Raw genomic sequence first — 24,887 nt, forward strand, 5'->3', positions numbered from 1 at the left:
AGTAACTTAAAAACCGCCGGCGGGGGGTCGCGGTCGCGGCGCCCGCCCGCGGTCGTGGCCCGTCACGGACGAGCACCCGTCGCGGTCAGTCCGCCGCGACCGCCGAGTCGTCGCCGTCGAGCGCCGGCCGACCGAACCAGTAGTCGAACGCGAGCGGGCCGGAGCCGAGCGTGAACACCGCCGACGCCATCCCGAACAGCGCCACGTGCGCGAGGACGGGGTCGTCCGGGAGCCCGAACAGGGTCGTCGTGAACAGGACGAACGAGAGCGCGGCCGCGCCGCGGGTGAAGAAACCCGCGATCAGCGCGAGCCCCACGGCGACCTCGGTCACCCCCGCGCCGACGACCCACAGCCCCGGGTCGACCGGGACCACCGCCGTGAGGTCGTACTTCTCGACAACCTGGAGCGCGCTCGCGGGGTCGGCGAGCTTCTGAATGAGGCCGAGGTAGACGAAGGAGACGCCCATCCCGACCCGGAGCACCGCCGGAACGTAGCGCCGCAGCGGGGCCGTCGACTCGTCGAGGAACGACTTGAGGTACTGGACGGGGTCGACCCGGCCGTAGTATGAGCCCGGCGTGCTCGCGACCGCCAGCAGCATGTCGTCGGCGCTCGGGCGGCCGCCGCCGAGGATCAGCAGCGCGAGGAACACCGGGACGTACTCCACGGCGAGGAAGACGAGGGGGTCGACCGCGAGGAACACCCACGCGTACGTCAGCAGGCCGACCGTCGCGGTGATCCGCGTCGCCAGCCCGAAGAGGGTGAAGAACCCGAGCCCGATGAACAGCACCCGGAGGAGCGGGCTCGCCCCGGTGTCGAACGCGAGCGTCGGCGCGAAGAGATACCCCTCGAAGCCGGCGCCGACGAGCGGGAGCCCGACGGCGAGGCGGAGCATCCACGGGACGAGGTCGGCGTACCCGGCGAGCTTTTCGCGGAGGACGACGATGTCGACGATCGTCGGTCGCACCCAGAGGTACGCCGCGATGCCGACGAGCCCGAGCGCTCCGGACCCCGCGAACAGCGCCGCGTTGAACGGGTCCGAGAGCACCTCGACGACGAACGCCACAGCGTCGAGCGGGTCGCCGGAGTCCTCGGTAACGTAGTCGACGTGGGCCGCGGCCGGTCGCGCGGCGAGCGTCGCGAACATGGCGAGCGCGGCGACGGCTACCGATCGGTGACGGACGGACATACCCCTCGTACGGGCTGGATACACCTAACGGTATTTCTTCACGAACGTTCGAATGCGACGGTGTGGCGGCGGTTTCGGACAGATACGGGACGGTCGTTTAGGGTGCCCGCGTGACGACGCCGAACGTTTCGGTCCGCGTCTCGGCGCGCTCGATCTCGAACCCGGCGTCGACGAGCGTTTCGCGCGCGTCGCGCGCAGCGAAGCGCTCGTCGACCGGCGGCCCGTGGTCGCCGTCGCCGTCGGCCGACCAGTCGAACACGACGAGCCGCCCGTCGGAGCGGAGGACGCGGGCGAGCTCGCCGATCGCGTCCGGACTCGCGAACTCGTGGTACGTCATCGTCGAGCACGCCCCGTCGAGTTCGCCGTCGGCGAGGGGGAGGTCCGAGACGTCGCTCGCGACGAGGTCGACGTTCTCCGGGAGCCCCTTGTCGCGGTAGTACTCGTGCATCTCCGACTGGACGTCGACGCCGTAGACGGTCTCGGCGTGTTCGGCGACGGCGTCGGTGTAGAAGCCGGTACCGCTGCCGAGGTCGGCGACGACCACGGCGCCGACCTCGACCAGCGGGCCGATAAGCTCCTCCGCGGAGACCCATCGGTAGCGGCTCGGGCGCTCGAGCTGCGACGCCTGCTCGGCGTCGAACGTGTGGAATCCCATGGGCGGTATTGCGCGTCGAGTACTAAAACGCGTCCGGTCGAGGCGCGTGCGACTGAGCCGACGCGACCCCGCGACGTGGAACGGGACGGCGACCCGTCCCGCCGGTCACCACTCGGGTTCCAGCGCGTCGAGGAGCCGGTCGACCTCCGCCTCCGTCGAGACGGCGTGGACCGACACCCGGATCCCGTCCGGGTGCGGGAGCGACCGGACGACGATGTCCCGCTCGCCGAGTCGCTCGACGGTCGCCTCCGGGTCGTCGACGTCGATCGTCACGAGCCCGGACTCGAACGCCCGCGGGCTGAGGAGTCGGTCCTCGGGGACGCCGTCCTTGAGCCGGTCGGTGAGCGCCTCGATCCGCGCCTCGATCGCGTCGAGGCCGACCGCCTCGATGGCGTCGAGCGCCTCGACGAGGCCGACGTGCGCCGCCGCCGTCGTCGTCCCGACCTCGAAGCGCCCTGCGGCCGGCTTGAACTCGATCTCGTCGCCGGTCGGGTCCTCGACGCCGCGGTAGCCGACCGCGTGGGGCGCGAGATCGGCCGCGGCGTCGCGGTCCACGTAGAGGAAGCCGGCGCCCCACGGGCCGAGCGTCCACTTGTGGCCGGCCGCGGCGACCGCGTCGGCGCCCCACTCGCTCACGTCCATCGCGCCCTGCCCGGGCGACTGAACCGCGTCGACGAGGGTGAACGCGCCCGCGTCGTTCGCGACCGCAACGAGGTCGGCGACGGGGAGGCGGGTGCCGTGGGTCCACGTGATCGCGCTGAAACAGACGAGCCGGGCGTCCGCGACCGCCGCTGCGTACTCGTCGCGGTCGACGCGGCCCGCCTCCGTTTCGAGGACGCGGACTTCGACGCCCTCGCGTTCGAGGCGCTTCCACGGGAGGACGCCTGCCGGGTGTTCGAGATCGGTCCGGACGACCACGTCGCCCGGTTCCCAGTCGATCGCGCCGGCGACGCGGGTGATCCCGTCGGTCGTGCTCTCCGTCAGCGCGACCTCCTCTGGGTCGGCGCCGACGAACGCCGCGATCCGCTCGCGAACGCGGTCGTACGTCTCGAACGCGTGGCCGTACGGGTCGGTGGTCGCGGAGCCGTACTCGTGCTCCTCGATGAAGGACCCGGCCGCCTCGACGACGTACTCCGGGCTCGGCCCGTGCGCGCCGAAGTTGAAGTACGCCGCGTCGCCGAGGGCCGGGACGTCCGCGCGGAGCTCTCTCGGGGTCATACCGTCGTCGTCGAGTTGGATCGTTCTCATGGTGTCGGTTTCGGCGACTCGGGCCGCGATGGCCGGCGCGGTCCCGCGTCTCGGGTGTTCAGTGTGTGACGCCTGTCGGACCGATTCAGGCGGTGTGTTCGCCGACCGCGTCGGTCAGCGCCTGCTCGCTCTGCGCGCCGACCATACGCTCGACCGGCTCACCGTCGGCGAACACGAGCAGCGTCGGGATCCCCTGGACGCCGTACTCGCCGGCCAGGGCCTGGTGGACGTCGACGTCGACCTTCAGCACCGCCGCGTCGGTGTCGCTCGCGACCGCCTCGACGGCGGGCTCCATCATCCGGCACGGACCGCACCAGTCGGCGTAGAAGTCGACGAGAACGACATCGTTCTCGGCGACTCGGTCGTCGAACGCGTCGGCGTCGTCCAGCTGGATCGGTTCTGCGGGAGCGGCTTCTGTCGAACTCATACCACCGGGTACACGCCCGGGACTGATAACGGTTTTGGATATAGACCACAATACTACACACTACGGAGGATGAGCCGGAGCGACTCGGCCGCCCCGGCCGCTCTCGATCGGTCCCGATTCCGGCGGAATCGGTGGCCGTCGCCGTACTGACCGTATCTTTCCGCCGGCCGGTTCGGGGACCGAGACGACCCGCTGCCGGGTCGCGGCGTAATCGAGAAGAGCGGCGAGAGCATCGATCGGTGACAACACAACTGCGCGTCCGGGGCGGTCCGCTCGCCCGACGAGTCGGGCGTCGCTACTGGATGTGGCCTTCGCGGCGGAGCTGGTCGGCGTCCTCGTCATCGTACCGCCACTCGACGTTCGCCTTCTCGTCCTGCCAGTCCCACGGCTCGGCGAGGACCACGTCGCCCTCGTTGATCCACGTGCGGTACTTCATGCGGCCGGGGATCCGGCCGAGTCGTTCCTCGCCGTCGGCGCAGCGCAGTTGGACGTGGTTGCCGCCGAGGTGTTCTGTCACTACGGCGAACACTTCGTCGTCGTTTGGCATGCGGAGGTTCTTCCGCCCGGATTCTTCGCTCATACCTTCCGTTGTGCGCTCGCCCGTATAAGTGATTGGAGACGCGTGTGTGCGCCCGTCACGCGATCCGTTCGCACGACGACGGCGCCCCGGGGCGCCGGACCGAACTCACTCCGCGTCGGTGAGCGTGGTCGACCGATCGTCTCCGTCAACGGTCGAACCTTCGACGGCCGTACCTTCACCGGTCGCGTCGCCGTCGGTCGCGTCGTACCCGGCCGCGTCACCGTCGGTCGCCCGCTCGCCGAACGCCGCGTCGACCTGCGCGAACGTCTCAGCCTCGGTCCCGGAGTTGTCGACGACGACGTGCTCCGACGCCACCTCGTCGAACAGCTCCTTGAAGTGGAGGTGGATCTCGAAGTCGGCGTCGCTGATCCCGTCTCGGCGCTCGATCCGGCGCTCGACGACCGCCTCGTCGCAGGCGACCTCGACGAGGGCGAACTCGGCCGCGGCCTCGGCGGCCGTCTCCTGGGCGTCCGCCCGGAACCGGGCATCCGCGAACGTCGCGTCGAGGACGACGGCGCCCCCGTCGTCGACATCGTCCCGAGCGCGCGCGAGCAGTTCGGCGTAGACCGCCTCGGTCTCCGCGTCGGTGTACTCCGGGTCGTCGAACAGCTGCTTGCGTATCACGTCGGTCCGCCGGATCCGCCCGTCGACGTGGTCGGCGATCCGCTCGGCGACGGTCGTCTTGCCGACACCGGGCAGCCCGCAGACGACGACCAGTCGCCCGGTCGACGCGCCGTCGTCGGCGACCGGGGCGGACGAGGTCGGCGACGCCGGATCGAAGGAACCCGCCGTTTCACCGCTCGAAGCGGGGGATTCGGTTCGGTCCGACGGTCGACCGCCTCGGTCACTCATCTACCGCTATTCTCCGGGGTGAGGTAAAAGAAACTTCTCATTAGCCACCCCCGACCGACGCGGTGAGGTCCCCCGGCTCGCGGCGGATCAGGACCCCTCGACGTACCGCCGGATCAAGCGTCCGTCCCGGGCCGTCCACCGATAGCCGATGGAATTAATCGAGTATCGTTGCGAGAGCAGCGACGAGCAAGGCGACGATGGTTCCGACGAGGAGGCCGGAAGCCGCGGCCATAGTCACAGAGAGGTACAGTGACAATCCGGTTACCGCCACGACCGCGACGATTACAACCGGGAGTTGTAGCGCAAATCGGGAGCCGAATTCGGAGGTGGCCTCGGATCGGAAACTTATGCTCGGAGGGAAGAATCTCTGCTCAGAAAATCTCCCCGAACGACGGGTTTGCGATCACAGTCTGATGACTCGTTCAGTGTTCAGTTAGACAGAATAACGCACTGCCTCCGCTGAACTCGTCGCTATATCGTCCGGTGATTACATCCGGGACTCCCGCCGTCGAGTGGTATCGGCCGCAAGAAAGTGGGTTGGGGCGGATTTGAACCGCCGGCCTCCTCCATGTCAAGGAGGTGTCATAACCGGACTAGACTACCAACCCGAAGGGGCTTACTGACGCATCTCGTCGTTTCCGTGGGACGTAATTGAACCTTTCGTTTCGAACCGCCCGCGGGGCCGGCCCGGCGGCTCGATCGGGGGACGGCGCGGCGACGATCGCGGCCCAGGCGGGTCGTCGGTCGGTGTCGACCGGACGGCGGGTACGGAGCGGTCGCACGGCGTCCGCGCGCAGACGGCTTCCGACCGGTTTTACCCGTTCGGCGACAGTCCGTCCGTATGGTCGACCTTGCCGCCCGCACGGACAGGCTGGACGCCTACCTCGCCGAGCGCGGACTCGAAGCGGTCTGGTTCGCGCGGCCGAACGGGTTCGCGTGGCTCACCGGCGGCGACAACGTCGTGGACGCCGACGCGGCGACGGGCGTCGCGGCCGCTGGCTATGACGGCGAACTCCGCGTGATCGCCGACGACATCGAGGCGGACCGGCTCGCCGACGAGGAGCTTCCGGGCGCGTTCGCGGTCGAATCGTTCCCGTGGTACGCCGACTCACTCGCCGCGGCGGTCGCCGAGCGGTCGCCCGCGCCCGCCGCCGCGGACTTCGACGTGTCCGGCTTCGAGGCGGTCGACGGGAGCCGGCTCCGACAACCCCTCACCGACGACGACGTCGAGCGGTACCGCGAGCTGGGTCGGGAGGTCGCGGCCGCCGTCGAGACCGTCTGCCGGAACCTCGAACCCGACGACCCGGAGTATGAGGTCGCGGCCGGCATTGACATCTCGCTCGCCTCCCGCGACGTGGACACGCCGGTCGTCCTCGTCGGCGGCGCGGAGCGAGCGCAGGCGTTCCGCCACTACACCCCGAGCGACGCCGCGCTCGGCGACTACGCGCTCGTCTCGGTCACCGCGGAGCGGGCGGGGCTCTACGCCTCGATGACGCGGACGGTGGCCTTCGACGCGCCAGACTGGTTCGAGGAGCGACACCGCGCCGCGGCGCGCGTCGAGGCCACCGCGATCCGAGCCACCGAGGCCGCGGCGGCCGGGACGCTCGTCGGAGGAGACGGTGACGCCGGGTCCGCGGACGCCCCCGACGCCGCCGGTGACGTGTTCGAGGCGATCCGAGAGGCGTACGACGCGGTCGGCTTCGCCGACGAATGGGAGAAGCACCACCAGGGCGGCGCGGCCGGGTTCGCGGGCCGAGAGTGGATAGCGACGCCCGACGGCGACGAGCCCGTCCGGTGGCCGATGGGCTACGCGTGGAATCCGACGGTCCGAGGAACGAAAAGCGAGGACACGCACCTCGTCGCGCCGGACCTGACGGAGCGGCTCACGAAGACCGGTCGGTGGCCGACCCACGAGACCGAACCGGTTGACGTGGCGGGGATCGACGCGGAGCCGGTGGAGCTGGCGGCGCCCGTGATCCGGTAGCGGGACCGGTCTCGTCGGGGGGCAGCGCCGCCGGCGACGCGGTCGACGGCGTCCGCGGGTCAGTACACGTACTCGCTCTCGTCGATGCCGACGTACCCCTTCTTCACCCGGCGCTTGTTCCACTTGTAACCGACCAGCAGCTTGAGCGACTCCCACCCGGAGCGGTACGGCTGCGAGAGGAGGTCGTCGCCGGTCTCGGCGGCGAGCATCGCGTCGGCCGCGCCGATGACGCGGTCCCAGTCGGCGGGATCGTACTCCGCGACCATGTCGGCCATCGTCACGTTGCGGACGACCTCGTCGCCGATCGCTTCCTTCCAGCGGCGGTTATACGAGGCCAAGTCGCCCTCGGCGGCGAGTTCGCCCGCGATCGCGCCGGTGCGGACCGCGACGTGATCGCCGCCCTCGTGGAACGCCGACGTGGTCCCCATCGCGCCGCCCGCGACCGCGATGCCGGCCTCCACGGGCGAGTCGATCGGCCGGGTAGACGAGATCGGGTACGTCTCCGTCCCGCCCCGCTTGCCCGCGTCCTCGACGAGCGGGAACTCCTCCTCGATGTCGTACTCCTCGCCGTACTGCCACTCCAAGAGTCGGCGGATGTACTCGCCGCCCTGCGGGATCGACTCGTCGTCCTCGCGGAGGAGGGCGTACTCCGAGGCGTCGATCTCGTCCATGTCGAGGCCGATCGGCATCGTCAGCCCGACCCGGCAGACGCGGTCCGCGTTCGGGAAGATCCACGGGTACGCGGTCTCGCCCGGCATCACGCCCCACCAGAAGACGAGCGCGTCCTCGACCTCCTCGAACACGTCTTCGGGAACGCGCCGATACTCCTGATACGCGATGTGGTTGGCGGTCCGGGAGGCCAAGCGCTCGGAGGCCTGCGCGTCCGCGGGCAGGTACTCGTCGAGGACGCGGTTCGTCACCGTCCGCTGCGGGCCGTCGGTGAGAACGACGAAGTCGGCGCCGACGGTGCCGCCGTCCGCGATTTCGAGCGTGTGGCGCGGGTCGCCGTCGGCGGGGCCCACCGAGAGGTCAGTGTCGACGCCGCGAACGGAGGTCCCGACGCGGTACTCGGCCCCGGCCTCCTCGGCTCGGTCGCGGAGCCAGTCGTCGAACCGCGCCCGCTGGAAGGTGTAGCCGAACTTGTCGTACGAGGAGTCGATGCCGGTGGAAGTGAGCGTCGCCGACTCGTCGGGCCCCCGGAACTCGGCGCGGTTCAGCTCGCGTTGAATTACTCCGTCGTCGAACTCGTCGGGGTGGATCCCCATGATGTCCACCCAGTAGTCCAAGATCCCGGCCGCGTCGGTCGAGTCGGGACCGAGGCCGTCGCGGTCGGCCCGGGGGACCCCTTTCTCGACGACCAGGGCGTCCGCCCCGCCGGTCGCGGCCGCGTGCGCCGCGGACGACCCGGCCGGCCCGCCGCCCACGATCGCGACATCTACGCGTTCCATACCTCGTGAGGTCCCTGTCCGGCTATTAAATTCACGGTCCCCGATGCGGGTCCGACCGGCCGACGTGTCGACGGACGCACGGCGGCGAACGTTCGTTTCCGGGCCGGTGACCGATTGATCATGTTCGATCATCAGCAGTAAGCGGCCCAGAGAGACACGTTTTTATCGGGGAGAGGGATTTCATCCAGCACACCAATGGCACGCGAGACGTGGGCGACGCGGGCGGGGTTCATCCTCGCCGCGGTCGGGAGCGCGGTCGGGCTGGGGAACATCTGGCGGTTCCCGTTCATCACCGGCCAGTACGGCGGATCGTCGTTTCTGATCACCTACCTCGCGTTCGTCGCGCTGATCGGGTTCCCGGCGATCCTCGTGGAGTTCGTCATCGGGCGCCGCACCGACCGGAACCCAGTCGGGGCGCTTCGGGAACTGGGCAGCGGCGTCTGGTCGTCCGCCGGCTGGCTGTTCGTCGTCACCGGCTTCATCATCCTCTCGTACTACAGCGTCGTCGCGGGGTGGTTCCTGCGCTACACGCTCATCGGGATCACAGAGGGGTTCACCGTCGCCGACCCGGCGGCCGCGGACGCGCTGTACGAGTCGGTCTCGACCGGGCTCGACACCCTCCTCTTCCACGCCATGTTCATGCTGCTCGTCGTCGGGATCATCGCGGCCGGCGTCAGGCGGGGGATCGAACTGAGCGTGAAGGTGATGGTGCCGGCCATACTCGTCCTGCTCGTCGGACTGGCCGCGTACGGGTTCACCCTCGACGGCGCGAGCGCGGCGTACGCCTACTACCTCTCGCCCGACTTCGCCACAATCGCCGCGAACTGGACTGAGATCCTCCCCGCCGCCGCCGGACAGGCGTTCTTCACGCTGTCGCTCGGGATGGGCGTGATGATAACGTACGCCTCCTACCTCGGCGAGGACCGGAACCTCGCGGCCGACGCCGGGATCATTGCGGCGCTGGACACGCTCGTCGCCGTCCTCGTCGGCTTCGTCGTCTTCCCCGTCCTCTTTTCGATCGGGATCGAACCGGGCGCCGGCGGCCCGCGGACGATCTTTGTGAGCCTCACCGCCGCGTTCGCGGGCATTCCCGGCGGCCGGATCCTCGGCGTCGTCTTCTTCGGCATGGTCGGGATCGCCGCGCTCTCCTCCGCGATCAGTATCCTCGAGGTGCTCGTCTCCTACCTCATCGACGAGGTCGGCGTCGCCCGGGTGCCCGCGTCGGCCGCGCTCGGAGCCGCCGTCTTCCTGCTCGGCGTCCCGGTCACGATCGACTCGATCTTCCTCGGCCTGTACGACGGGCTCGCGGACGGGATCCTGCTCGTCCTCGGCTCGCTGCTGCTCGCGCTGTTCGTCGGCTGGGTGATCCCGGACGTCGGCCGCGAGGAGCTCAGAAAGGGGATCGCTGACGGCGCCGGCCTCGACGCAGTCTGGATCTGGGCGGTCCGGGTCCCGATCCTGATCGTCGTGGTCGTCGTGCTGTACCTCGGCGTCGTCGACTACGTCGGCTTCCTCACCGGCGACTTCGCCGGCTGGCTGGCGGCGCGATAGCCCCGGGCTACCGGGCTGACTTCCCGTCGCCGCCTCAGACGTGTTCCTCGCGCGGCTGGACCACGACGAACCCCTCGCCGCCGAAGCGCATCTGGTAGCGCTCGCCCGACTCCTGGCCGATCATGTCCGAGAGGCTGCGGTGGACCTCCACGTCCGGCGACGTGCCGCTCCACGCGACGGTCGCGCTCGGGTCGGTCGACACCGGCGGTTCGAGGACGATCGGGTCGCCGTGGGTGGTGATCGCGACGTAGCCCGGCCCCTCGAGGTAGACGTTGCTGAAGCCCCCGGCGAGCGCGCCGGCGAGGCTGTCGATCGTGTTGATCTCGTAGGAGAGCGACTCCTCGAAGGCGAGCACGTCCTCGCCGTTGACCGTGATCGACTCGCCGGCGTCGAGCTCGACGACTTGGACCTTCTTGCCGTCGTCGGCGAAGTAAACGTGGCCCTGCCCCTCGACGGCCATGATCGGCGTTCCTTCGCTCGTAGCGGCCTCCTTGAGGAACCCGGTGATACCGCCCTCCGCGGAGGCCTTCCCGGTGAAGGACACGTCGCCCGTGAACGCCACCATCGAGCCGGCCTTCGCCATGACGGTGCCGTCGACGTCGACGGCTAGGGTGTAGCTGTTCTCGCGCTGGAACGGTTCCGCGCTGTCGGTCGGTGCGTTCGCGGCGGTGAACTCGTCTAGGTTCATGATACGGGGACCGAACCGATCGGTTCGGCTGTACGGAAGTTCCGCTGTATCGATTAAGAATCTACGGGACCCGTTTCGGGGAGCGAGACGCGGCCCGTCCGTGTTCGGGAGACGAGTCCGGCCTCAGTACACGACCAGCGAGAGGTACAGCTGGCCGATCCCCGCGACGATCATCACGGCGCCCGCGATCCGCTTCAGCAGTCCCGCGTGGTTCATCACCCGGTTGGCGTTGCTGACGAGACCGACGCCCGTCGCGACGGTCGTCGCGGCCATCAGGACGGCGACGGTGCCGGCGTAGACGCCGAGGAGGAGTACCGCCGTCTCGGACGGGAGCGCGATCGCCCGGGCGACGACGCTGAGAAACACCGGGGCCACACAGCCGGCGCCGGCCAGTGCGTACCCCGCGCCGAAGACGCCGAACCCGAACACGCTCGACCGCCGCTCCGGCAGCGGCACGGATATCGACGGCGCGCGCCCGGAAACCACGAGCAGTCCGAAGGCGATCAGCAGCCCGCCGACGAGCGTCTCGAACACCGTGATGTTCGACAGCGTCGAGTAGCCGATCCGGACGGTCGCGCCCGCGAGCAGCGCGAACGTCGCTAACACGCCGACCGCGGCCGCGATCCCTCGAGCCCCCGCCCCGACGACGGACGCGGAGTCGGCGTCGACGGAGTTCACGTAGAAGCCCACGTATCCCGGCAGGAGCGGGTACGCGCACGGCGAGAAGAACGTTGTCACACCCGCGGTCACGGCCAGCGGGACGTTTGTCGCAAGCGAGACGTCGGTCATGAGTCGGGTCGCCCCGTCATCCGTCGAGCGCCTGCCGTATACCCTCGATGAACTCCTCGGTGGTGTGGGTCCCGGACGTGGCCCAGCGGACGCGCCCGGAGGCGTCGACGGCGCGCGCGCTCGGGTAGCTTCCGACGTTGAGTCGCGCCGCGAGTTCGGCGGAGACGTCGGCGGCGACGAGCCAGTCGCCGTCGTTCTCCCGCCACCAGTCGGCCACCGTCTCCTCGCTGACCGCCTCACCGACGGGCTCCGTCGTCACCGACACGAACAGCACCTCGTCGCCGATCCGATCGTGCGCCTCCGCGAGGGCCGGCATCTGCTCGGCGCAGGGCGGGCACCACGTCCCGAAGAAGTCGACGAACGTCGGTCGGTCCGGGGCGGGCAGCGTCACCTCGCCATCGCGGCTCCCCGGCGCGTCGACCGTGTCGAGCGTTATCGGCTCGACGAGTTCGGGCGCGTCGCTGCCACCGAGCGCGTCCGGTACCCCGCCGGTCGCGACGGCCCCCGCGCCGCCGAGGACGCCGACGCTCGCGAGCCCCGCCAGGAGGTGCCGTCGCCTCACGCCGTGACCACCCGTCGGAAGTCGTCGACGATCCGTTCGACGTCGGTGGCCGGCCCGCGCGGGTACGCCCGCTCGACGATACCCCGCTTGTTGACCAGCAGGATGAGCCCGTAGTGCGGGAACGCGTACTCCAGGTTCTCGTACTGCTCGCCGTCCGTCTTCTCGATCTTGAGTCCGAAGTTCTCGTCCATCAGCTCCACGCCCGCCTCGTAGCTCTCCGGGCGGAGGAAGTGCCAGTTCCCGGCGTCGAGGTCGACGCCGCGCTGCCCGGCGTACTCGCGGAGCACGTCCGCCGTGTCGCGCTCCGGGTCGAAGGTGAGCGGGAGGAACGCGGCCTCGTCGCCGAACCCCTCTTCGGCGGCGACCTCCTGAACGCGCCGCAGCCGGAGGATGAGCGCCGGACAGACGCCGTCCGGACAGTTCGTGTAGAAGGACGTCCAGAGGAACGCGCGTTCCCCTTCGAACTGCGTCGTCGATATCTCCTCGCCCGCGATCGGGTCGGGAACGGTGAACTCGGGCATCTCGTCGCCGTGGATCGGGTGGACCGGCTCGCCGCGATTCTGTTCCGGCGGGCCGAGGATCGTCCCGTCGTCGCCGGAGTCGCCGAGGACGCCGGCGCAGCCGGCCGTGGCGGTCGCGCCGGCGGCGGTTCCGGTGGCGGCGAGCGATCGGAGGAAGTGGCGGCGCTCCATGTCGTTGCCCGAACTACGTAGTCGCTCGTAAATGAACCCCGCGGCTGGTTGCGCGCGGTGAACACGACCGCGACCGCCGCAGACCGGCGAGACACCCCTGGGAGACGGCCGTACACGGAACATCCCCGATAGACGAACGTCCGGAACCTCCGTGGTACCGTGGCCCTCGCAAGGGTTATCCCCAAACGGGCTGTACGTTTATTCGCAATGGCAAACGGTAAGGTTGATTTCTTCAACGACACTGGCGGCTACGGTTTCATCTCGACTGACGACGGCGACCTCGACGACGACGAAGACGTGTTCTTCCACATGGAAGACGTCGGCGGCCCGGACCTCGAGGAGGGTCAGGAAGTGGAATTCGACATCGAATCGTCCCCCAAGGGACCCCGCGCGACGAACCTCGTCCGCAACTAACCCCCACGTAGCGGACAGCGCGTCCGCACGCACTACCGGATTTCGGCCGTCGTTCGACGCGAATGGCGCCTATCTCCGTTTCTCTCACACTTATCACACCTCGACGAGCGCCGGCTCTCTCCGACGGGGAGCGACTCATTTCTACGTGGGACGGCGCTCTCCCGACGGCGACGCGATCGACCGTTTAAATACGAGCGCGGGCGGATCACTTCACAGTGAGCGATCCGATCCCGACCGGCTGTCGCCCGGTCGACGAGCTGTTGGGCGGCGGCTTCGAGCGCGGCGTCGTCACGCAGGTGTACGGGCCGCCGGCCGCCGGGAAGACGAACCTCGCGCTCGCGGCCGCGGTGGGGGTCGCGGCCGGCGGCGACCGCGCCCTCTACGTCGACACCGAGGGGCTCTCGATCGATCGGTTCGAGCAGCTGGCCGCGGGCCGCGCCGACGACCCGGACACCGACGAGACGGTCGATTCGATCGCCTCGCGGCTCGTGATCTCCGAGGCGTACGACTTCGACGACCAGCGCGAGGCGGTGCGCGACGCCGAGGAGCTCGCCGAGGAGGTCGAGCTGATCGTGTTGGACTCCGCGACGGGCTTCTACCGGCTGGAGCGCGCCGGTGACACCGAGGGCGGCGAGTCGCTCCGGAAGGTCGCGAAGCAGGTGACGCACCTCCTCTCGTTAGCCCGCCGTCACGACATCGCTGTGATCATCACGAACCAGGTGTTCACCGACCCGGACGGCGACCGCGACCGCGCGCTCGGCGGGAACACCCTCAACCACTGGACCGGGGCCATCCTGCGCGTCGACCGGTACCGCGGTGGGAACCGCCGTGCCACCCTCGAGAAGCACCGGTCGAAGCCGGCCGGCGACACCGCGACCTTCCGGATCGTCGGCGACGGACTCGCCGAGGGCTCGGACGCGTGATCGGCGGGGAAGAATGAGACGCAGCGACGGAAACGCACGCCGGAGACGGTCCCGTCCCGGCGGTGCGGTCGGGGTCTGTCGACGGCGACGCGAAGCGCGCGTCCGCCGTCGCGGGTCGCTACCGACTTAGAGGTCGCCGAGCTTCCGGAGGAGCTGGCCGCGGTATTCTTCGTCAGCGTTGACGCCCTTGATCTCCAAGACGTTCCGCTCCAGCTTGTCGAGCGCGACGTGGAAGGCGTGTTCGGCGCCGTACCCCTCGCCGGAGCCGCCGACCTGACCCTCGTTGGTGCGGAGGCGGATCTGACACTGGATCAGGGGCGTGCCGCGGAGCTTCTCCTTGTGCGCGTGGAGTCGGACGTGCGCGTGGATGACGTGCATGTCCGCGTACTTGTCGGCGACCTGCTCGATGGACTCAACGATGTGTTCGCGGGAGGTCCCCTCCAACAGGTCGACGTTGGTGATCTGGACGTCCATCGAATCCTGTTCGGTGAACGTGAGCGCGCGCAGCACGTCGGTCTTCGTCACCATCCCGGCGACGGTGTCGACGCCCTCGGGCGTGACGACGAGCCCGGAGACGTCGTTGTCGAACATGCGCTCGACGACCGCCTGGGCGGTCTCGGCGTTCCGCGCGGTGACGACGGGGCTCGACATGATGTCGTAGACGGGGATGTCGAGCATCCGGTCGATGTCGCCCGCGCGGTCGCCGCTGCCCTGTCGCTCTTGGTCGCGGACGACGAACTCCACGATGTCGTTCGTGGTGACGACGCCGACGAGGTCGCCGTCGTCGCCGAGGACCGGCAGTCGGGAGACGCCGTTCTCGCGGAGGCGGTTGATGGCGCGCCCGACGCTCTCGGTCTCACCGATGCCGATCACGTCCTCGGTGGCGATCTGGCCGACGGTGATCGCGTCGAGGCTGTCGAGGACGGCCTCGAGGATCTGGTCGACCGTGACGATACCGAAGAGCTTCTCGCCCTCGTAGACGGGCGCGATCTTCACGTCGCCCTCGACGAGGAGCCGGGCGGTCTCGCGGACGTCCTCGTGACGGTCGACGGAGGGCGCCGGCTTCATCACCGCCGACACCTTCGTGTCGTCCTCCATGCGCGAGCGCATGAGCTGTTTCTCCCCGACGACCCCGGCGTACTCGCCGTCCTCGACGACGACGATCCCCTTCGGGTTCTCTCGCTCGAAGATAGAACGGACCTTGGCGAGACGCTCGTCGACGTCGACCTCGACGTATTCCGGCACTGCGATATCAGAGATGTTCATGGTCCGTTCTGAGAGTTCGACGGGACGGGTATTGAAAGTGCGGGAGTTATCGCGCTCGCCGGGGGCGGTCGTCAGCCGCGCGCAATCCGCCTGAAGGTATTTGAGCGTCGACGGCGAAGCGATCCCGTGAGGCTCTCGACCGCGCTGATCGCCGTCGGCGTCGCGCTGATCGTGATCCCGCTCCCGGTACCGATCCCCTTCGTCGGCGTGATCGTCGGTGCGCTGGCGCTGCTCGCCGGGCTCTTCCTCCGGCTCTTCGGCGTCTGAGGCACCGACCGGCCGACGTGTGAAACCTTTTTGCCCGTTACCCACCCACGGCGATGCGTGTACGACGCCGTCGTCTTCGACAACGACGGGGTGTTGGTCGGGCGGACGCCGTTCGACACGCTCCGCGAGGCCGCCTGGGACGCCTTTGTGAGCCTCGGCGTCGAGGACCCGGACCTCGCCCACGTCGACGACGTCGCCGTCGGGGTCGACCCCGCCACCCTGGCCGACATCTGCGAGCGCTACGGCGTCGACCCGGCGGAGTTCTGGCGGGTCAGAGACGAGGTCGCGTCGGCGGCGCAGATCGACGCCGCCCGGGAGGGACAGAAGACGCCGTACGACGACGTGGACGTCGTCCGCGCGCTGGACGCCTCCCTCGGCGTCGTCTCCTCGAACCAGCAGGCGACCGTCGACGCGCTCTTGGACCACTTCGGGCTCGCGGACCACTTCGAGGTCGCGTACGGCCGCGACCCCTCGGTGGCCAGCCTCTCGCGGAAGAAGCCCTCGCCGTACTACATCGAGCGCGCCCTCGAAGACCTCGGCGCCGAGACGGCGCTGTTCGTCGGCGACAACGAGTCGGACGTGCGCGCGGCCGACAACGCGGGAATCGACTCCGCGTTCCTCCGCCGCCCTCACCGCCGGTCGACCGAACTGGACTGCCACCCGACCTACGAGATCGACGACCTCCACGACCTCGTGAGCATCTGCGGGCGAGCGCCGCCCGACGCCGACGGCGGGATCTGATTCGGCGTGTGACTCGCGACGGCCGCGCGATCAAAACGGACATGTGATCGGTCCCCGAAGCGCGGGCGATGCCCTCGCCCTCCGCGAGTCAGCCCCTCGACACAGACGCATCGGACGTGCGGTCCGTCGTCGCTCGCTACCGCCGGGCGGAGCGCGCCGTCGGCTGGACCCTCGCGCTGCTCGTCGTCGTCGCGTTTCTCGCGGCGGTCGTCGCCATCTCGTTCTGGCCCGGCGTGGCGGTCGGCGCCGTCATCGTCGTCGCGCTCCGCGTGCCCGTGTTTCGACGGCGCGGCTCGACTCGCCTCCGGACGGACGCGTCGCCCGGAGCGGTCGTCCGGCGGTTCGGGTCGGCGAGACCGCCGAACCTCGCGTTCCAGTGGGGCGTCGCCGACGAGGTCCGGAGCGCCGCCGACACGGCAGCGTCGACCGACGCCGCTACCGACAGAAGCGCGCCCGGAACGGACGCAACCTACGAGTTCTCGTATCTCCTCGGCCTCAAGTCGGTCGAGCTCGACCTCTCCGTCGACGTGAGCGGGAGGGACGCGGTCGACGACGCCGCGGTCGGCGAGAGCGATTCCGACCACCCGCCGGTCGCGACGGTCGAGATAGAGGGGACGGCGGACGGTCGGCCGTGGGCCTCGTACGCGGCGACGGTCCGCGAGACGACCGACGGCGGGACCGTCGTCGACCTCGAACTGCGACCGACGCGCCGGTTCGGCCTCCGACGGCTCCCGCAGGGGCGGGTCGCCGAGCGGTACTACGCCGAGGCGCTCGCCGCGCAGGGGTACGAGGTCGTCGAGCGGTCGGTGTCGATGACGCGGTGAACCCCGGTAGGACAACGGGACGAGCCGTCACGGTTCACGCGACGAGTTCCGTCTCGGGCGCGTCGACGACGGTCCGGGAGACGCCGTCGGCGTCGTCGGCACCGCGCAGGTCGACGCCGCGAAGGCGGAGCGCGAGCGCCGCGTCGTTCCGGGCCGCGGGCGACCGCGGTCGGAAGGCCGTCTCGACCGCGTCGCCGTCTTCGTCCTCGTGAACGACGACCACGTCGCCGTCCCTGAACTCGGCGCGCCGGACGTCTCGCAGCGGTATCTCCGTCCGCGCGTTCCGGACGACCGAGACGCAAACCCCGGCGAACCCGGTCACGAGCCCGAACGCGGCGATCCCGCCACCAGTCCCGCCGCTGCCGACCCACTCCAGTAGCGTCCCGAGCGCGGCGATAGCGGCGGCGACCGCCGACCCCGAAACGTCGCGACCGACGGAAGGCGCTCGGCCGTTCGCGAGGGCCCGGAGCCCCTCGACGCACATGCGGTCGGGTCGGTTCCGGACGCGTATCTCGCCCGGGGCGACCGCGACGCGTCCCGCGGCCGTCGGGAGCGACCACGCGCCGGTCCGGCTCATGCGGCGTCGGCGCCGACCACCGACGCGACGCGCGAGCGCTGGAGGGCGGGTCGACGACTATGTAAGGGGGAGGGAAACATGAGCGTCCGTACGAGGGCCGCGCTCGTAACTGCTGGCGTCAACTCACGGCCGCGAGCGCGTCCCCGCCGTCCAGCTCACACGGCGAGAGCCTTTAGTTCCCGTCCCGCGCACGTCGCGACATGGACCTCCCGCCGGTCGGTCTCGGAACGATGGGGATCGACGATCCGGGTGCGGTCGCGACGGCGGTCTCCGTCGGCTACCGCCACCTCGACACCGCTCGGATCTACGACAACGAGGCGGTCGTGGGCGACGGGCTCGCCGCCGGGCTGGCCGACGGCGACCTCGACCGCGGCGACGTGACCGTCGCGACGAAGCTCTGGACAGACGACCTCGCGGCCGGCGCGGTCGCGCCCGCGGCCCGCGAGAGCGCGGACCGGCTCGGCGTCGACGCGATAGACCTGCTGTACGTTCACCGCCCTCGCGGCGACTACGACCCCGAGACGACACTGCCCGCCATCGACCGCGTGGGCGACGACGGACTCGTGCGGAACGTCGGCGTCTCGAACTTCGAGGTCGCGGACCTCGACCGCGCGATCGAGGTTCTCGGACGGCCGCCCGCGGCCCACCAGACCGAACTCCACCCGCTGTTCCTCCGACCCGAGCTACTCGGTCACGCCCGCGAACACGGGTATCCGGTCGTCGCCTACTCGCCGCTCGCTGGCGGTCGGGTGCGCGAGATCGACGCCGTCGCCGCGGTCGCCGAGGCGCACGACGCGACGCCCGAGGCGGTCGCGATCGCGTGGGCGGCCGCGAAGGAGCCGGTGGTGACGATCCCGAAGGCGTCGAGCGAGGCCCACCTCCGCGCCAACCTCGCGGCGGCCGACCTCGAACTGACCGACGCGGAGGTCGCCGCGATCGACGCCGTCGAGCGCGAGGAAGAGCTGTTCCCGGAGTAGCCGATCCACATATACGTATAACCTAGGAGTTGTGAGAGACTCGATACGCATGATCCCGGTTCACTTTTACCGCGGGGACGACGAGAATCGCTCATGACGGAGATCATCGACGGGGAGGCGGTCGCGGCGGACGTGCGAGACGCGGTCGCCGACGAGGTGTCGCGGCTGTCCGACTCCGGGGTCGAGCCGGGCCTCGCCACGGTGCTGATGAGCGACGACCCCGCCAGCGAGACGTACGTCTCGATGAAACAGCGCGACTGCGAGGAGGTGGGCATCGAGAGCTTCCATGTCGAGATCGACGCGGACGCGCCCGCCGAGCGGCTGTACGAGACGATCGACGACCTCAACGACCGCGACGACGTTCACGGGATATTGGTCCAGCTCCCGCTCCCGGACCACGTGGACAAGCGGACCGTCCTCCGGCGGATCGCCCCCGAGAAGGACGTTGACGGCTTCCACCCGGAGAACGTCGGCCGCCTCGTCGCGGGCGACGCCCGGTTCAAGCCCTGTACCCCCCACGGCGTCCAGAAGCTGCTCGCCGCCTACGACGTGGAGACGGAGGGCGCGGACGCGGTCGTCGTCGGCCGCTCCGACATCGTCGGCAAGCCGATGGCGAACCTGCTGATACAGAAGTCCCCGACCGGCAACGCGACGACGACCGTCTGCCACTCCCGAACCGAAGACCTAGAGGGGGAACTGGCCGACGCGGACATCGTCGTCGCGGCCGCCGGCATCCCCGAGTTCGTCGACGGCTCAACCCTCAAAGAGGGCGTGACCGTGATCGACGTGGGGATCAACCGCGTCGACGCCGACACCGAGAAGGGGTACGAGCTGGTGGGCGACGTGGACTACGAGTCGGCGGAAGAAGTCGCGGGCGCTATCACGCCGGTCCCCGGCGGCGTCGGGCCGATGACGCGCGCGATGTTGCTGTACAACACGGTGAAGGCGGCCGGACTCCAGCGCGACGTCGAGGTCGACCTCGAGTAGCCGGGGCGGCGACGGACGCGCGCGGTCCCGCCGAAACCTCGCGGTCGTCGCTCGGTGGGGCATCCGCCTACGTCTCGGGTCGCCACCGCCCCCCGATCTCGTCGCGAGGGTAGTCCTGGTACGTACCGTTCAGGAACGTCGTAACGCGTCCGTCCTCCTCGCTGAGCGTGATTCCCCAGAGGACGTCGTCGCGGAGCGACGTCTCCAAGGCGCTCATGTGTTTGGTCCCCATCCAGCCGGGGAACTCGAGGCCGTCGACGTCTTCGATCTCGCCGCGAGAGGGGTTCCGGACCCGCACCATCTGTCGCTGAACGGTACCGTCGCCGGTCACGATGACGGCCCCGTCTCGACTGAACGCCACGTCCCGGGCGACCTTCGTGAACGTATCACGCGACTCCGTGACAACGCGGCACCGGTCGACCGGCCACTCGTTGTCGCCGAGGGGGTCGGTGTAGTCGGCGAAGTTCACCTCGGCGACGATGAGGACGTAGAGACTGGGACCGCTCACGTACTGTTCGCCCCAGCCGTCGAATTCCATGCTCAGCGATTCGGCGGTGTACCTGATGTGATCCATCAGCTTCTGGCTCGTCGCGTACTTCCCGAGCACCTCGTCAAGCGCGTCCATGTGCTATATGTACACACGAAACAAACAGTGTTAAACTCTCTCTCGGTGACCCGACCGAACCTACCGGGGCCGTGACGCCGGACTCGCCGCTTCGAGACGCGATCCGACACTCGCATCCCGACCGCCCGCCCGTCGCCGCTCGTTCAGTCGTCGTCCGCCGCGGGGGCCCGGTTCCGGATCTCGATCCGTCCCTCAATTTCGGGGGCGATCCCGTGTTCGCGGGCGTAAGCGGCCAACACCTCGTACTGGATGTCCGCCTCGTCGACCCGATGACGCTGGCCGAGCGTCGGGTACTCGTGTTCGGAGTGGAGCAGGTACTCCGAGACGGCGACCGTGTAGCGCGCGTCCGGGTCGATGGGCTCGCCCCCGACGGTGGCTTCTAAGACCAGTTCGGCGTCGTCGTCCCAGACGACCCGGGCGTTCGAGACGTGGCCGTGCCACCAGTCGTCCTCGCCGAAGTCCACGTCGGGGGCGGCCATCTCGCGGAACACGTCGCTGAGCTCCGCGCCGGTGACCGACGCGAGCGCCACCGGCTCCTCGAACGGGATCAGGCTGATCAGGTCGGCCTTCGTCACGTCGCCCGTCCACGGGTCGCCCTGGCGGAGCCCGCCCGCGTTCGACAGCCCCACGTCGGCGTCGTGGACCCACCGGAACGCGTCCGCGACGAAGTTGCCGACGCGGCACTCCCCGCCGTGGACCACGTCGCCGGACCGCTTGATCGGTCGGTCGACGGTGTCGACGGTCTCGTCGAGGTCGGCCGCGGCCATCCGCTCGGCGAGCGCGTCGGCGAGCCCCGGCGCGGGGTCGGCCCCGTCGGGCTCGTGGAGCGTCGCGGTCGGCGGCTCGGAATCGAGGTCGATCTCGGCCACCGCCTCGCCGTTGACGCCGGGTCGGACGAGCAGGGTATCGTCGACGACCTCGTTCCGACGGCTGTGGACGTGGCCGCCGGCGATCGCGTCGACGTCGAGCTCGCGGGCGAGGTCGTCGTCGCCCGCGCCGAGGTGCGGAGGACGACGACGTGATTGAGGCCCTCGTCGCCGCCTCCGCCTCTCTCGCGCTCGGCGACCGCGGCGCGCATCTCGGCCAGCGCGTCGCGCGCGGCCGAGACGGGGTCGTCGAACGAGAGGTCGGCGGCCATGGGGTTAAGCGAGTCCGTCGCGGGGTCGGTGACGCCGACGAACCCGACCGTCTCGCCGTCGACCTCGCGGGTTGCCCACGGGACGACGCCCTCGTCGCGGCCGAACGGCTCGCCGGCCTCGCCGCGGACGTTCGCGGAGACGAACGTCGCGGGCGAGTCGGCGACGAGGCCGCGGAGCGGGTCGGGACCGTAGTCGAACTCGTGGTTGCCGAACGTGTCGAGGGCGGTGTCAGTCACCTCGTAGAAGTCGAGGACCTGCCTGCCCGTCGCGACCAGCGAGAGGACGCCCGGCGCGGTCGTGTCGCCGGTGCCGACGACCGCGGCGTCGGGGCCCGAGAGCGCTCGGATCCGGCCGGCGAGGCGCGCCGCTCGCTCGGGGGCGTCGAAGACGTTCTCGATGTCGGAGTAGTGAACGAGGCGGACCATTCGTCGAGTCGACTGAGGGGCGAGCGACGCATAAAAAGCGCGGAGTGTCGCCGGGTCCGCCGCGGGCGGTGCGACGGCGACCGCGGTACGGCCGGTCCTGCCCGCGATCTCGCCCCGTGACTCCCGCTCGCACACGCGCGAGACATTGAAAGCGCTTTTATGGATGTCCTGACTACCACGGGGCACAGCCTCTGTGGGGTTGATGATGTGCCGTTCCGTTAGGGACCGACCACGGGACGGGCACGCGAGCCCGCACGGAGGATAGGTGAACAACATATGCCCGTTTACGTAGACTACGACACCCCGGCGGACCTCGCGGAGCGATCCCTCGAAGCGCTCGAGGTCGCCCGAGACACCGGTACCGTGAAGAAAGGAACCAACGAGACCACCAAGGCCGTCGAGCGCGGCAACGCGGACCTCGTCATCGTCGCCGAGGACGTCTCCCCCGAGGAGATCGTGATGCACCTCCCCGAGCTCGCCGAGGAGAAGGGGATCCCCGTCGCCTTCGTCGACACGCAGGACGAGGTCGGCCAAGCCGCCGGCCTCGAGGTCGGCTCGGCCGCCGCCGCCGTCGTCGACGCCGGCGACGCCGACGACGATGTCGAGGACATCGGCGAGAAGGTCGCGGAGCTCCGATAACCTCCCATGAGCGCAGAAGAGGGCACCGGCGACTCGACGACCGCGGAGGTCATCGAGGTCGTCGGCAAGACCGGGATGCACGGCGAGGCCATGCAGGTCAAGTGCCGCATCCAGGAGGGATCGAACCAGGGCCGGATCATCACCCGGAACGTCCTGGGTCCCGTCCGTCTGGGCGACGTGCTCCAGCTGCGGGAGACCCAGCGCGACGCCGACTCCATCGGAGGCCGATAACCAATGGTCGAGACACGCACCTGCGATTACAGCGGTGAGGAGATCGAGCCCGGCACGGGCACGATGTACGTGAAGAAGGACGGACAGATCCTCCACTTCGTCGACTCGAAGGCGGAGAAGAACTACTTCCTCGGCCGCGAGGCGCGCGACGTCGAGTGGACCGAGGAGGGTCACCGGGCCGGAGGCGACGAGCAGTGAGCCACCACGACGAGCGCACCTTCGTGATGGTGAAGCCCGACGGCGTCCAGCGCGGTCTCATCGGCGAGATCGTCTCCCGCTTCGAGGAGCGCGGGCTCAAGCTCGTCGCCGGGAAGTTCGTCCAGCTCGACGAGGATCTCGCGAAGAACCATTACGGTGAACACGAGGACAAGCCGTTCTTCGACGGCCTCGTCGAGTTCATTACCTCCGGCCCCGTCTTCGCGATGGTGTGGGAGGGCGCGGACGCGACCCGGCAGGTCCGCGCGATGGTCGGCGAGACCGACCCCGCCGAGTCCGCCCCGGGCACGATCCGCGGCGACTTCGGCTTAGACCTCGGCCACAACGTGATCCACGCGTCGGACCACGAGGACGAGGGCGCGAACGAGCGCGAGATCGACCTGTTCTTCGACGACGAGGAGCTCGTCGACTACGACCTCGACACCGCCGCGTGGGTGTACGAGGACGAATCTCACTGACGCGACTGCTCGCGGAGCGTCTACCGTTTCTCCGCTGTCCGATCCCGCACAGAGCTACCGCTCACGCGACACACCGCGTTTCCGGTGAATATTCGCGCTGAGTGCGGCGCAGTCGGTTGGTTTTGCTCTGCCTTGCCGGCATAAACTGCCGCCGAGCGCCGCTCCCGGAATCACGTGTCGACCGCGATCGCGGTCCCGTCGTCCGCGACGACGATCACCTCGTCACCGCCGTCGCCGGTGACGTCGGCGAACAGGGGACCGCCGTACGCGACGACCTCGGCGGGACCGCCCCGGGCGGTCACCTCGCCCTGTTGGGTCATCGCAAGGGCCTCGCCGTCGCGGTTGACCACCACGGGCGCGAGTTCGCCGTCGCCGTCGACGTCGCCCATGCGCGGCTGGTTGATCCGGGTCGAGGCACCGTACTGCTGTTTCCAGACGACCTCGCCGTCGAGGAGGTCGACGGCCCAGACGCTCCCGGAGCCGCCGACGTACACCCGGCCGGGGTCCGCATCGCCGATCGCGACCGGGAGATCCTGAAGGCCGACCTCGTACCGGTCCGAGCCGTCGCTCGTCTCCAGCGTCTCGATGTTCCCGTTGGCGCCGCCGAGCGCGAGCACTGGCCCGTCCCGGCTGTCCGCCGCGTTCCAGCTCAGCGGATTCACGGTCGGCTCGGTCGTCCATCGCGTCCCGCCGCTCGCGTCGAGCATGTGGACCGTCGCGGGGGCGCCCGCGGTCGTCAGCACCGCGAGTCCGCCCCGCTCGTCGGCCTCAGCGTCCGGTTCGACGATGAGCGGTCGGCGACTGATCTCGCCCGCCAGCGAGGCCTCGGCGACCGAGTCGCCCGCGGCGTCGACGACGCGAACGCCCCCGTCCGTCGTGACCGCGGCCACCTCCCGACTTCCGTCGCCGGTGAGGTCGCCGATCGCGGGGCGGACCCCGCTCGGACCGCCGAGGTCGACCGCGAACCGCTCCGTCCCGTCGGCGGCGTCGAGGACGACGAGCTCCCCCGGCGCCGTCGTGAGCGCGACGACCGGGTCGCCGGCGAGGGTGCCCGCGGTGAGCCCGCTGACGCCGACCGGGCCGTTGCCGTCGGAGCCGTTCGTGTCGCCGGCGTCCCCGCCGCCGCGCTCCGCGTCCGGGCCGGAGACCGGGACCGACCAAGGCGTCTCGTCGGTCCCGACGGCCGTCGCGCGGACGACCCGCGACCCGTCCTTGGCCGCGGGGCGGAAGAGGAGCGGCTCGCCGTCGACGGTCGCGACCGCCGCGCCGCTGCCGTCGTCGCCGGGCGCCGGCCCGGACTCCCAGACGATTGTCGTCTCGGTGGTGGCGTCGTCGACGCCGACGAACGCGAACAGCGCCACGCCCACCCCGGTCGCGCCGCCGGCCAGCAGGATCAGCGTCGCGAACAGGACGCGTCGGTCCATTTGAACCCCCTTCGGGCGTCGCCGTGAAACGGTTGTCGGATGCGATCCCCTCGCCCTTGGCGTCCCGGTGCCTCCCGATCTCGGCGGCTTGG

General features: G+C 69.9%; 28 protein-coding genes, 1 tRNA gene and 1 pseudogene. 13 read left to right on the forward strand and 17 right to left on the reverse strand.

What is annotated here, in order from left to right:
* Nucleotides 1-85: 85 nt before the first annotated feature.
* The 7 genes from B9H04_RS01550 to B9H04_RS01580 all read right to left on the reverse strand — a co-directional run bounded on the left by B9H04_RS01550 (nt 86) and on the right by B9H04_RS01580 (nt 5,556).
* Nucleotides 86-1,186 (reverse strand): DoxX family protein, encoded by a 1,101-nt coding sequence (locus B9H04_RS01550; protein WP_049930856.1) that lies wholly within the window; start codon nt 1,184-1,186, stop codon nt 86-88.
* Between the two features lie 97 nt (nt 1,187-1,283).
* A complete protein-coding gene (locus B9H04_RS01555) occupies nt 1,284-1,841 on the reverse strand; it encodes a class I SAM-dependent methyltransferase (RefSeq protein ID WP_049930854.1) in 558 nt (185 codons plus the stop codon).
* 105 nt (nt 1,842-1,946) lie between these two features.
* Complete coding sequence (locus B9H04_RS01560) at nt 1,947-3,089, reverse strand: aminotransferase class V-fold PLP-dependent enzyme (protein WP_049930852.1); 1,143 nt, start codon at nt 3,087-3,089, stop codon at nt 1,947-1,949.
* A gap of 85 nt (nt 3,090-3,174) precedes the next feature.
* Entirely contained in the window at nt 3,175-3,516 is a 342-nt protein-coding gene (gene trxA / locus B9H04_RS01565) for a thioredoxin (protein WP_049930851.1), read from the reverse strand.
* Between the two features lie 295 nt (nt 3,517-3,811).
* Nucleotides 3,812-4,096, reverse strand: coding sequence for a translation initiation factor eIF-1A (locus B9H04_RS01570; protein ID WP_049930850.1), 285 nt, complete (start codon nt 4,094-4,096; stop codon nt 3,812-3,814).
* 105 nt (nt 4,097-4,201) lie between these two features.
* The gene (locus B9H04_RS01575) at nt 4,202-4,948 is read right to left on the reverse strand and encodes an AAA family ATPase (RefSeq protein ID WP_085682394.1); all 747 of its coding nucleotides are present in this window, start codon (nt 4,946-4,948) and stop codon (nt 4,202-4,204) included.
* 533 nt (nt 4,949-5,481) lie between these two features.
* Nucleotides 5,482-5,556 (reverse strand) — tRNA-Val (locus B9H04_RS01580).
* Nucleotides 5,557-5,789: 233 nt separating this feature from the next.
* On the opposite strand from B9H04_RS01580, the gene B9H04_RS01585 reads away from it, so the two are divergent.
* Nucleotides 5,790-6,932: a M24 family metallopeptidase gene (locus B9H04_RS01585; protein ID WP_049930847.1), complete on the forward strand. Its 1,143-nt coding sequence runs from the start codon at nt 5,790-5,792 to the stop codon at nt 6,930-6,932.
* Between the two features lie 59 nt (nt 6,933-6,991).
* Here the strand turns inward: B9H04_RS01585 and B9H04_RS01590 are convergent, their stop codons facing one another.
* Nucleotides 6,992-8,380, reverse strand: coding sequence for an NAD(P)/FAD-dependent oxidoreductase (locus B9H04_RS01590; RefSeq protein ID WP_049930845.1), 1,389 nt, complete (start codon nt 8,378-8,380; stop codon nt 6,992-6,994).
* Between the two features lie 195 nt (nt 8,381-8,575).
* Between B9H04_RS01590 and B9H04_RS01595 the strand changes: the two genes are divergently transcribed.
* Nucleotides 8,576-9,931 carry a sodium-dependent transporter gene (locus B9H04_RS01595; protein WP_049930843.1) on the forward strand — a complete coding sequence of 452 codons (1,356 nt, stop codon included), beginning with the start codon at nt 8,576-8,578 and terminating at the stop codon, nt 9,929-9,931.
* Nucleotides 9,932-9,965: 34 nt separating this feature from the next.
* On the opposite strand, the gene B9H04_RS01600 is transcribed toward B9H04_RS01595, so the two are convergent.
* From B9H04_RS01600 to B9H04_RS01615, 4 genes are all read right to left on the reverse strand, one after another.
* The gene (locus tag B9H04_RS01600) at nt 9,966-10,619 is read right to left on the reverse strand and encodes an AIM24 family protein (RefSeq protein ID WP_085682395.1); all 654 of its coding nucleotides are present in this window, start codon (nt 10,617-10,619) and stop codon (nt 9,966-9,968) included.
* 123 nt (nt 10,620-10,742) lie between these two features.
* Nucleotides 10,743-11,408 carry a cytochrome c biogenesis protein CcdA gene (locus B9H04_RS01605; protein ID WP_004595333.1) on the reverse strand — a complete coding sequence of 222 codons (666 nt, stop codon included), beginning with the start codon at nt 11,406-11,408 and terminating at the stop codon, nt 10,743-10,745.
* A gap of 16 nt (nt 11,409-11,424) precedes the next feature.
* Nucleotides 11,425-11,970, reverse strand: coding sequence for a TlpA family protein disulfide reductase (locus tag B9H04_RS01610; protein ID WP_007345106.1), 546 nt, complete (start codon nt 11,968-11,970; stop codon nt 11,425-11,427).
* A complete protein-coding gene (locus B9H04_RS01615; RefSeq protein ID WP_049930840.1) occupies nt 11,967-12,662 on the reverse strand; it encodes an SCO family protein in 696 nt (231 codons plus the stop codon). The genes B9H04_RS01610 and B9H04_RS01615 overlap by 4 nt, the downstream gene beginning before the upstream one ends.
* A 207-nt stretch (nt 12,663-12,869) precedes the next feature.
* Between B9H04_RS01615 and B9H04_RS01620 the strand changes: the two genes are divergently transcribed.
* A complete protein-coding gene (locus B9H04_RS01620) occupies nt 12,870-13,076 on the forward strand; it encodes a cold-shock protein (RefSeq protein WP_004595330.1) in 207 nt (68 codons plus the stop codon).
* A gap of 215 nt (nt 13,077-13,291) precedes the next feature.
* Nucleotides 13,292-13,999 carry a DNA repair and recombination protein RadB gene (gene radB / locus B9H04_RS01625; RefSeq protein ID WP_049930838.1) on the forward strand — a complete coding sequence of 236 codons (708 nt, stop codon included), beginning with the start codon at nt 13,292-13,294 and terminating at the stop codon, nt 13,997-13,999.
* Between the two features lie 126 nt (nt 14,000-14,125).
* Here the strand turns inward: radB and B9H04_RS01630 are convergent, their stop codons facing one another.
* Nucleotides 14,126-15,265, reverse strand: a complete 1,140-nt coding sequence (locus B9H04_RS01630) for a CBS domain-containing protein (RefSeq protein WP_049930836.1) — start codon at nt 15,263-15,265, stop codon at nt 14,126-14,128.
* A gap of 126 nt (nt 15,266-15,391) precedes the next feature.
* Here B9H04_RS01630 and B9H04_RS18520 point away from each other — a divergent pair, with 126 nt between their 5' ends.
* From B9H04_RS18520 to B9H04_RS01640, 3 genes are all read left to right on the forward strand, one after another.
* On the forward strand, nt 15,392-15,532 hold the full coding sequence (locus B9H04_RS18520; protein ID WP_169514831.1) for a hypothetical protein: 141 nt from the start codon (nt 15,392-15,394) through the stop codon (nt 15,530-15,532).
* Nucleotides 15,533-15,589: 57 nt separating this feature from the next.
* On the forward strand, nt 15,590-16,273 hold the full coding sequence (locus B9H04_RS01635) for an HAD family hydrolase (RefSeq protein WP_049930835.1): 684 nt from the start codon (nt 15,590-15,592) through the stop codon (nt 16,271-16,273).
* A 68-nt stretch (nt 16,274-16,341) separates the two neighbouring features.
* Nucleotides 16,342-17,097: a hypothetical protein gene (locus tag B9H04_RS01640; protein WP_049930833.1), complete on the forward strand. Its 756-nt coding sequence runs from the start codon at nt 16,342-16,344 to the stop codon at nt 17,095-17,097.
* Nucleotides 17,098-17,131: 34 nt separating this feature from the next.
* Here B9H04_RS01640 and B9H04_RS01645 read toward each other — a convergent pair whose 3' ends face one another.
* Complete coding sequence (locus B9H04_RS01645; RefSeq protein ID WP_049930832.1) at nt 17,132-17,674, reverse strand: hypothetical protein; 543 nt, start codon at nt 17,672-17,674, stop codon at nt 17,132-17,134.
* A gap of 200 nt (nt 17,675-17,874) precedes the next feature.
* Between B9H04_RS01645 and B9H04_RS01650 the strand changes: the two genes are divergently transcribed.
* Complete coding sequence (locus B9H04_RS01650) at nt 17,875-18,651, forward strand: aldo/keto reductase (RefSeq protein ID WP_049930830.1); 777 nt, start codon at nt 17,875-17,877, stop codon at nt 18,649-18,651.
* 93 nt (nt 18,652-18,744) lie between these two features.
* A complete protein-coding gene (locus B9H04_RS01655) occupies nt 18,745-19,638 on the forward strand; it encodes a tetrahydrofolate dehydrogenase/cyclohydrolase catalytic domain-containing protein (protein ID WP_049930829.1) in 894 nt (297 codons plus the stop codon).
* Between the two features lie 67 nt (nt 19,639-19,705).
* Here B9H04_RS01655 and B9H04_RS01660 read toward each other — a convergent pair whose 3' ends face one another.
* Complete coding sequence (locus B9H04_RS01660; RefSeq protein ID WP_049930827.1) at nt 19,706-20,263, reverse strand: diadenylate cyclase; 558 nt, start codon at nt 20,261-20,263, stop codon at nt 19,706-19,708.
* 143 nt (nt 20,264-20,406) lie between these two features.
* Nucleotides 20,407-21,827, reverse strand: a pseudogene (locus tag B9H04_RS01665) (bifunctional metallophosphatase/5'-nucleotidase).
* A gap of 276 nt (nt 21,828-22,103) precedes the next feature.
* Between B9H04_RS01665 and rpl7ae the strand changes: the two are divergent.
* From rpl7ae to ndk, 4 genes are read left to right on the forward strand one after another with little or no spacing between them, the layout of a single operon-like run.
* Nucleotides 22,104-22,466, forward strand: a complete 363-nt coding sequence (gene rpl7ae, locus B9H04_RS01670; protein WP_006112392.1) for a 50S ribosomal protein L7Ae — start codon at nt 22,104-22,106, stop codon at nt 22,464-22,466.
* Between the two features lie 6 nt (nt 22,467-22,472).
* On the forward strand, nt 22,473-22,697 hold the full coding sequence (locus tag B9H04_RS01675; protein ID WP_004595321.1) for a 30S ribosomal protein S28e: 225 nt from the start codon (nt 22,473-22,475) through the stop codon (nt 22,695-22,697).
* 3 nt (nt 22,698-22,700) lie between these two features.
* Nucleotides 22,701-22,895 carry a 50S ribosomal protein L24e gene (locus B9H04_RS01680; protein WP_049930824.1) on the forward strand — a complete coding sequence of 65 codons (195 nt, stop codon included), beginning with the start codon at nt 22,701-22,703 and terminating at the stop codon, nt 22,893-22,895.
* Entirely contained in the window at nt 22,892-23,371 is a 480-nt protein-coding gene (gene ndk / locus B9H04_RS01685; RefSeq protein ID WP_049930823.1) for a nucleoside-diphosphate kinase, read from the forward strand. The genes B9H04_RS01680 and ndk overlap by 4 nt, the downstream gene beginning before the upstream one ends.
* A gap of 170 nt (nt 23,372-23,541) precedes the next feature.
* On the opposite strand, the gene B9H04_RS01690 is transcribed toward ndk, so the two are convergent.
* A complete protein-coding gene (locus tag B9H04_RS01690) occupies nt 23,542-24,795 on the reverse strand; it encodes an outer membrane protein assembly factor BamB family protein (RefSeq protein ID WP_085682396.1) in 1,254 nt (417 codons plus the stop codon).
* Between the last annotated feature and the right edge of the window lie 92 nt (nt 24,796-24,887).

Source organism: Halorubrum ezzemoulense DSM 17463, from assembly GCF_002114285.1.
GTDB lineage: Archaea > Halobacteriota > Halobacteria > Halobacteriales > Haloferacaceae > Halorubrum > Halorubrum ezzemoulense.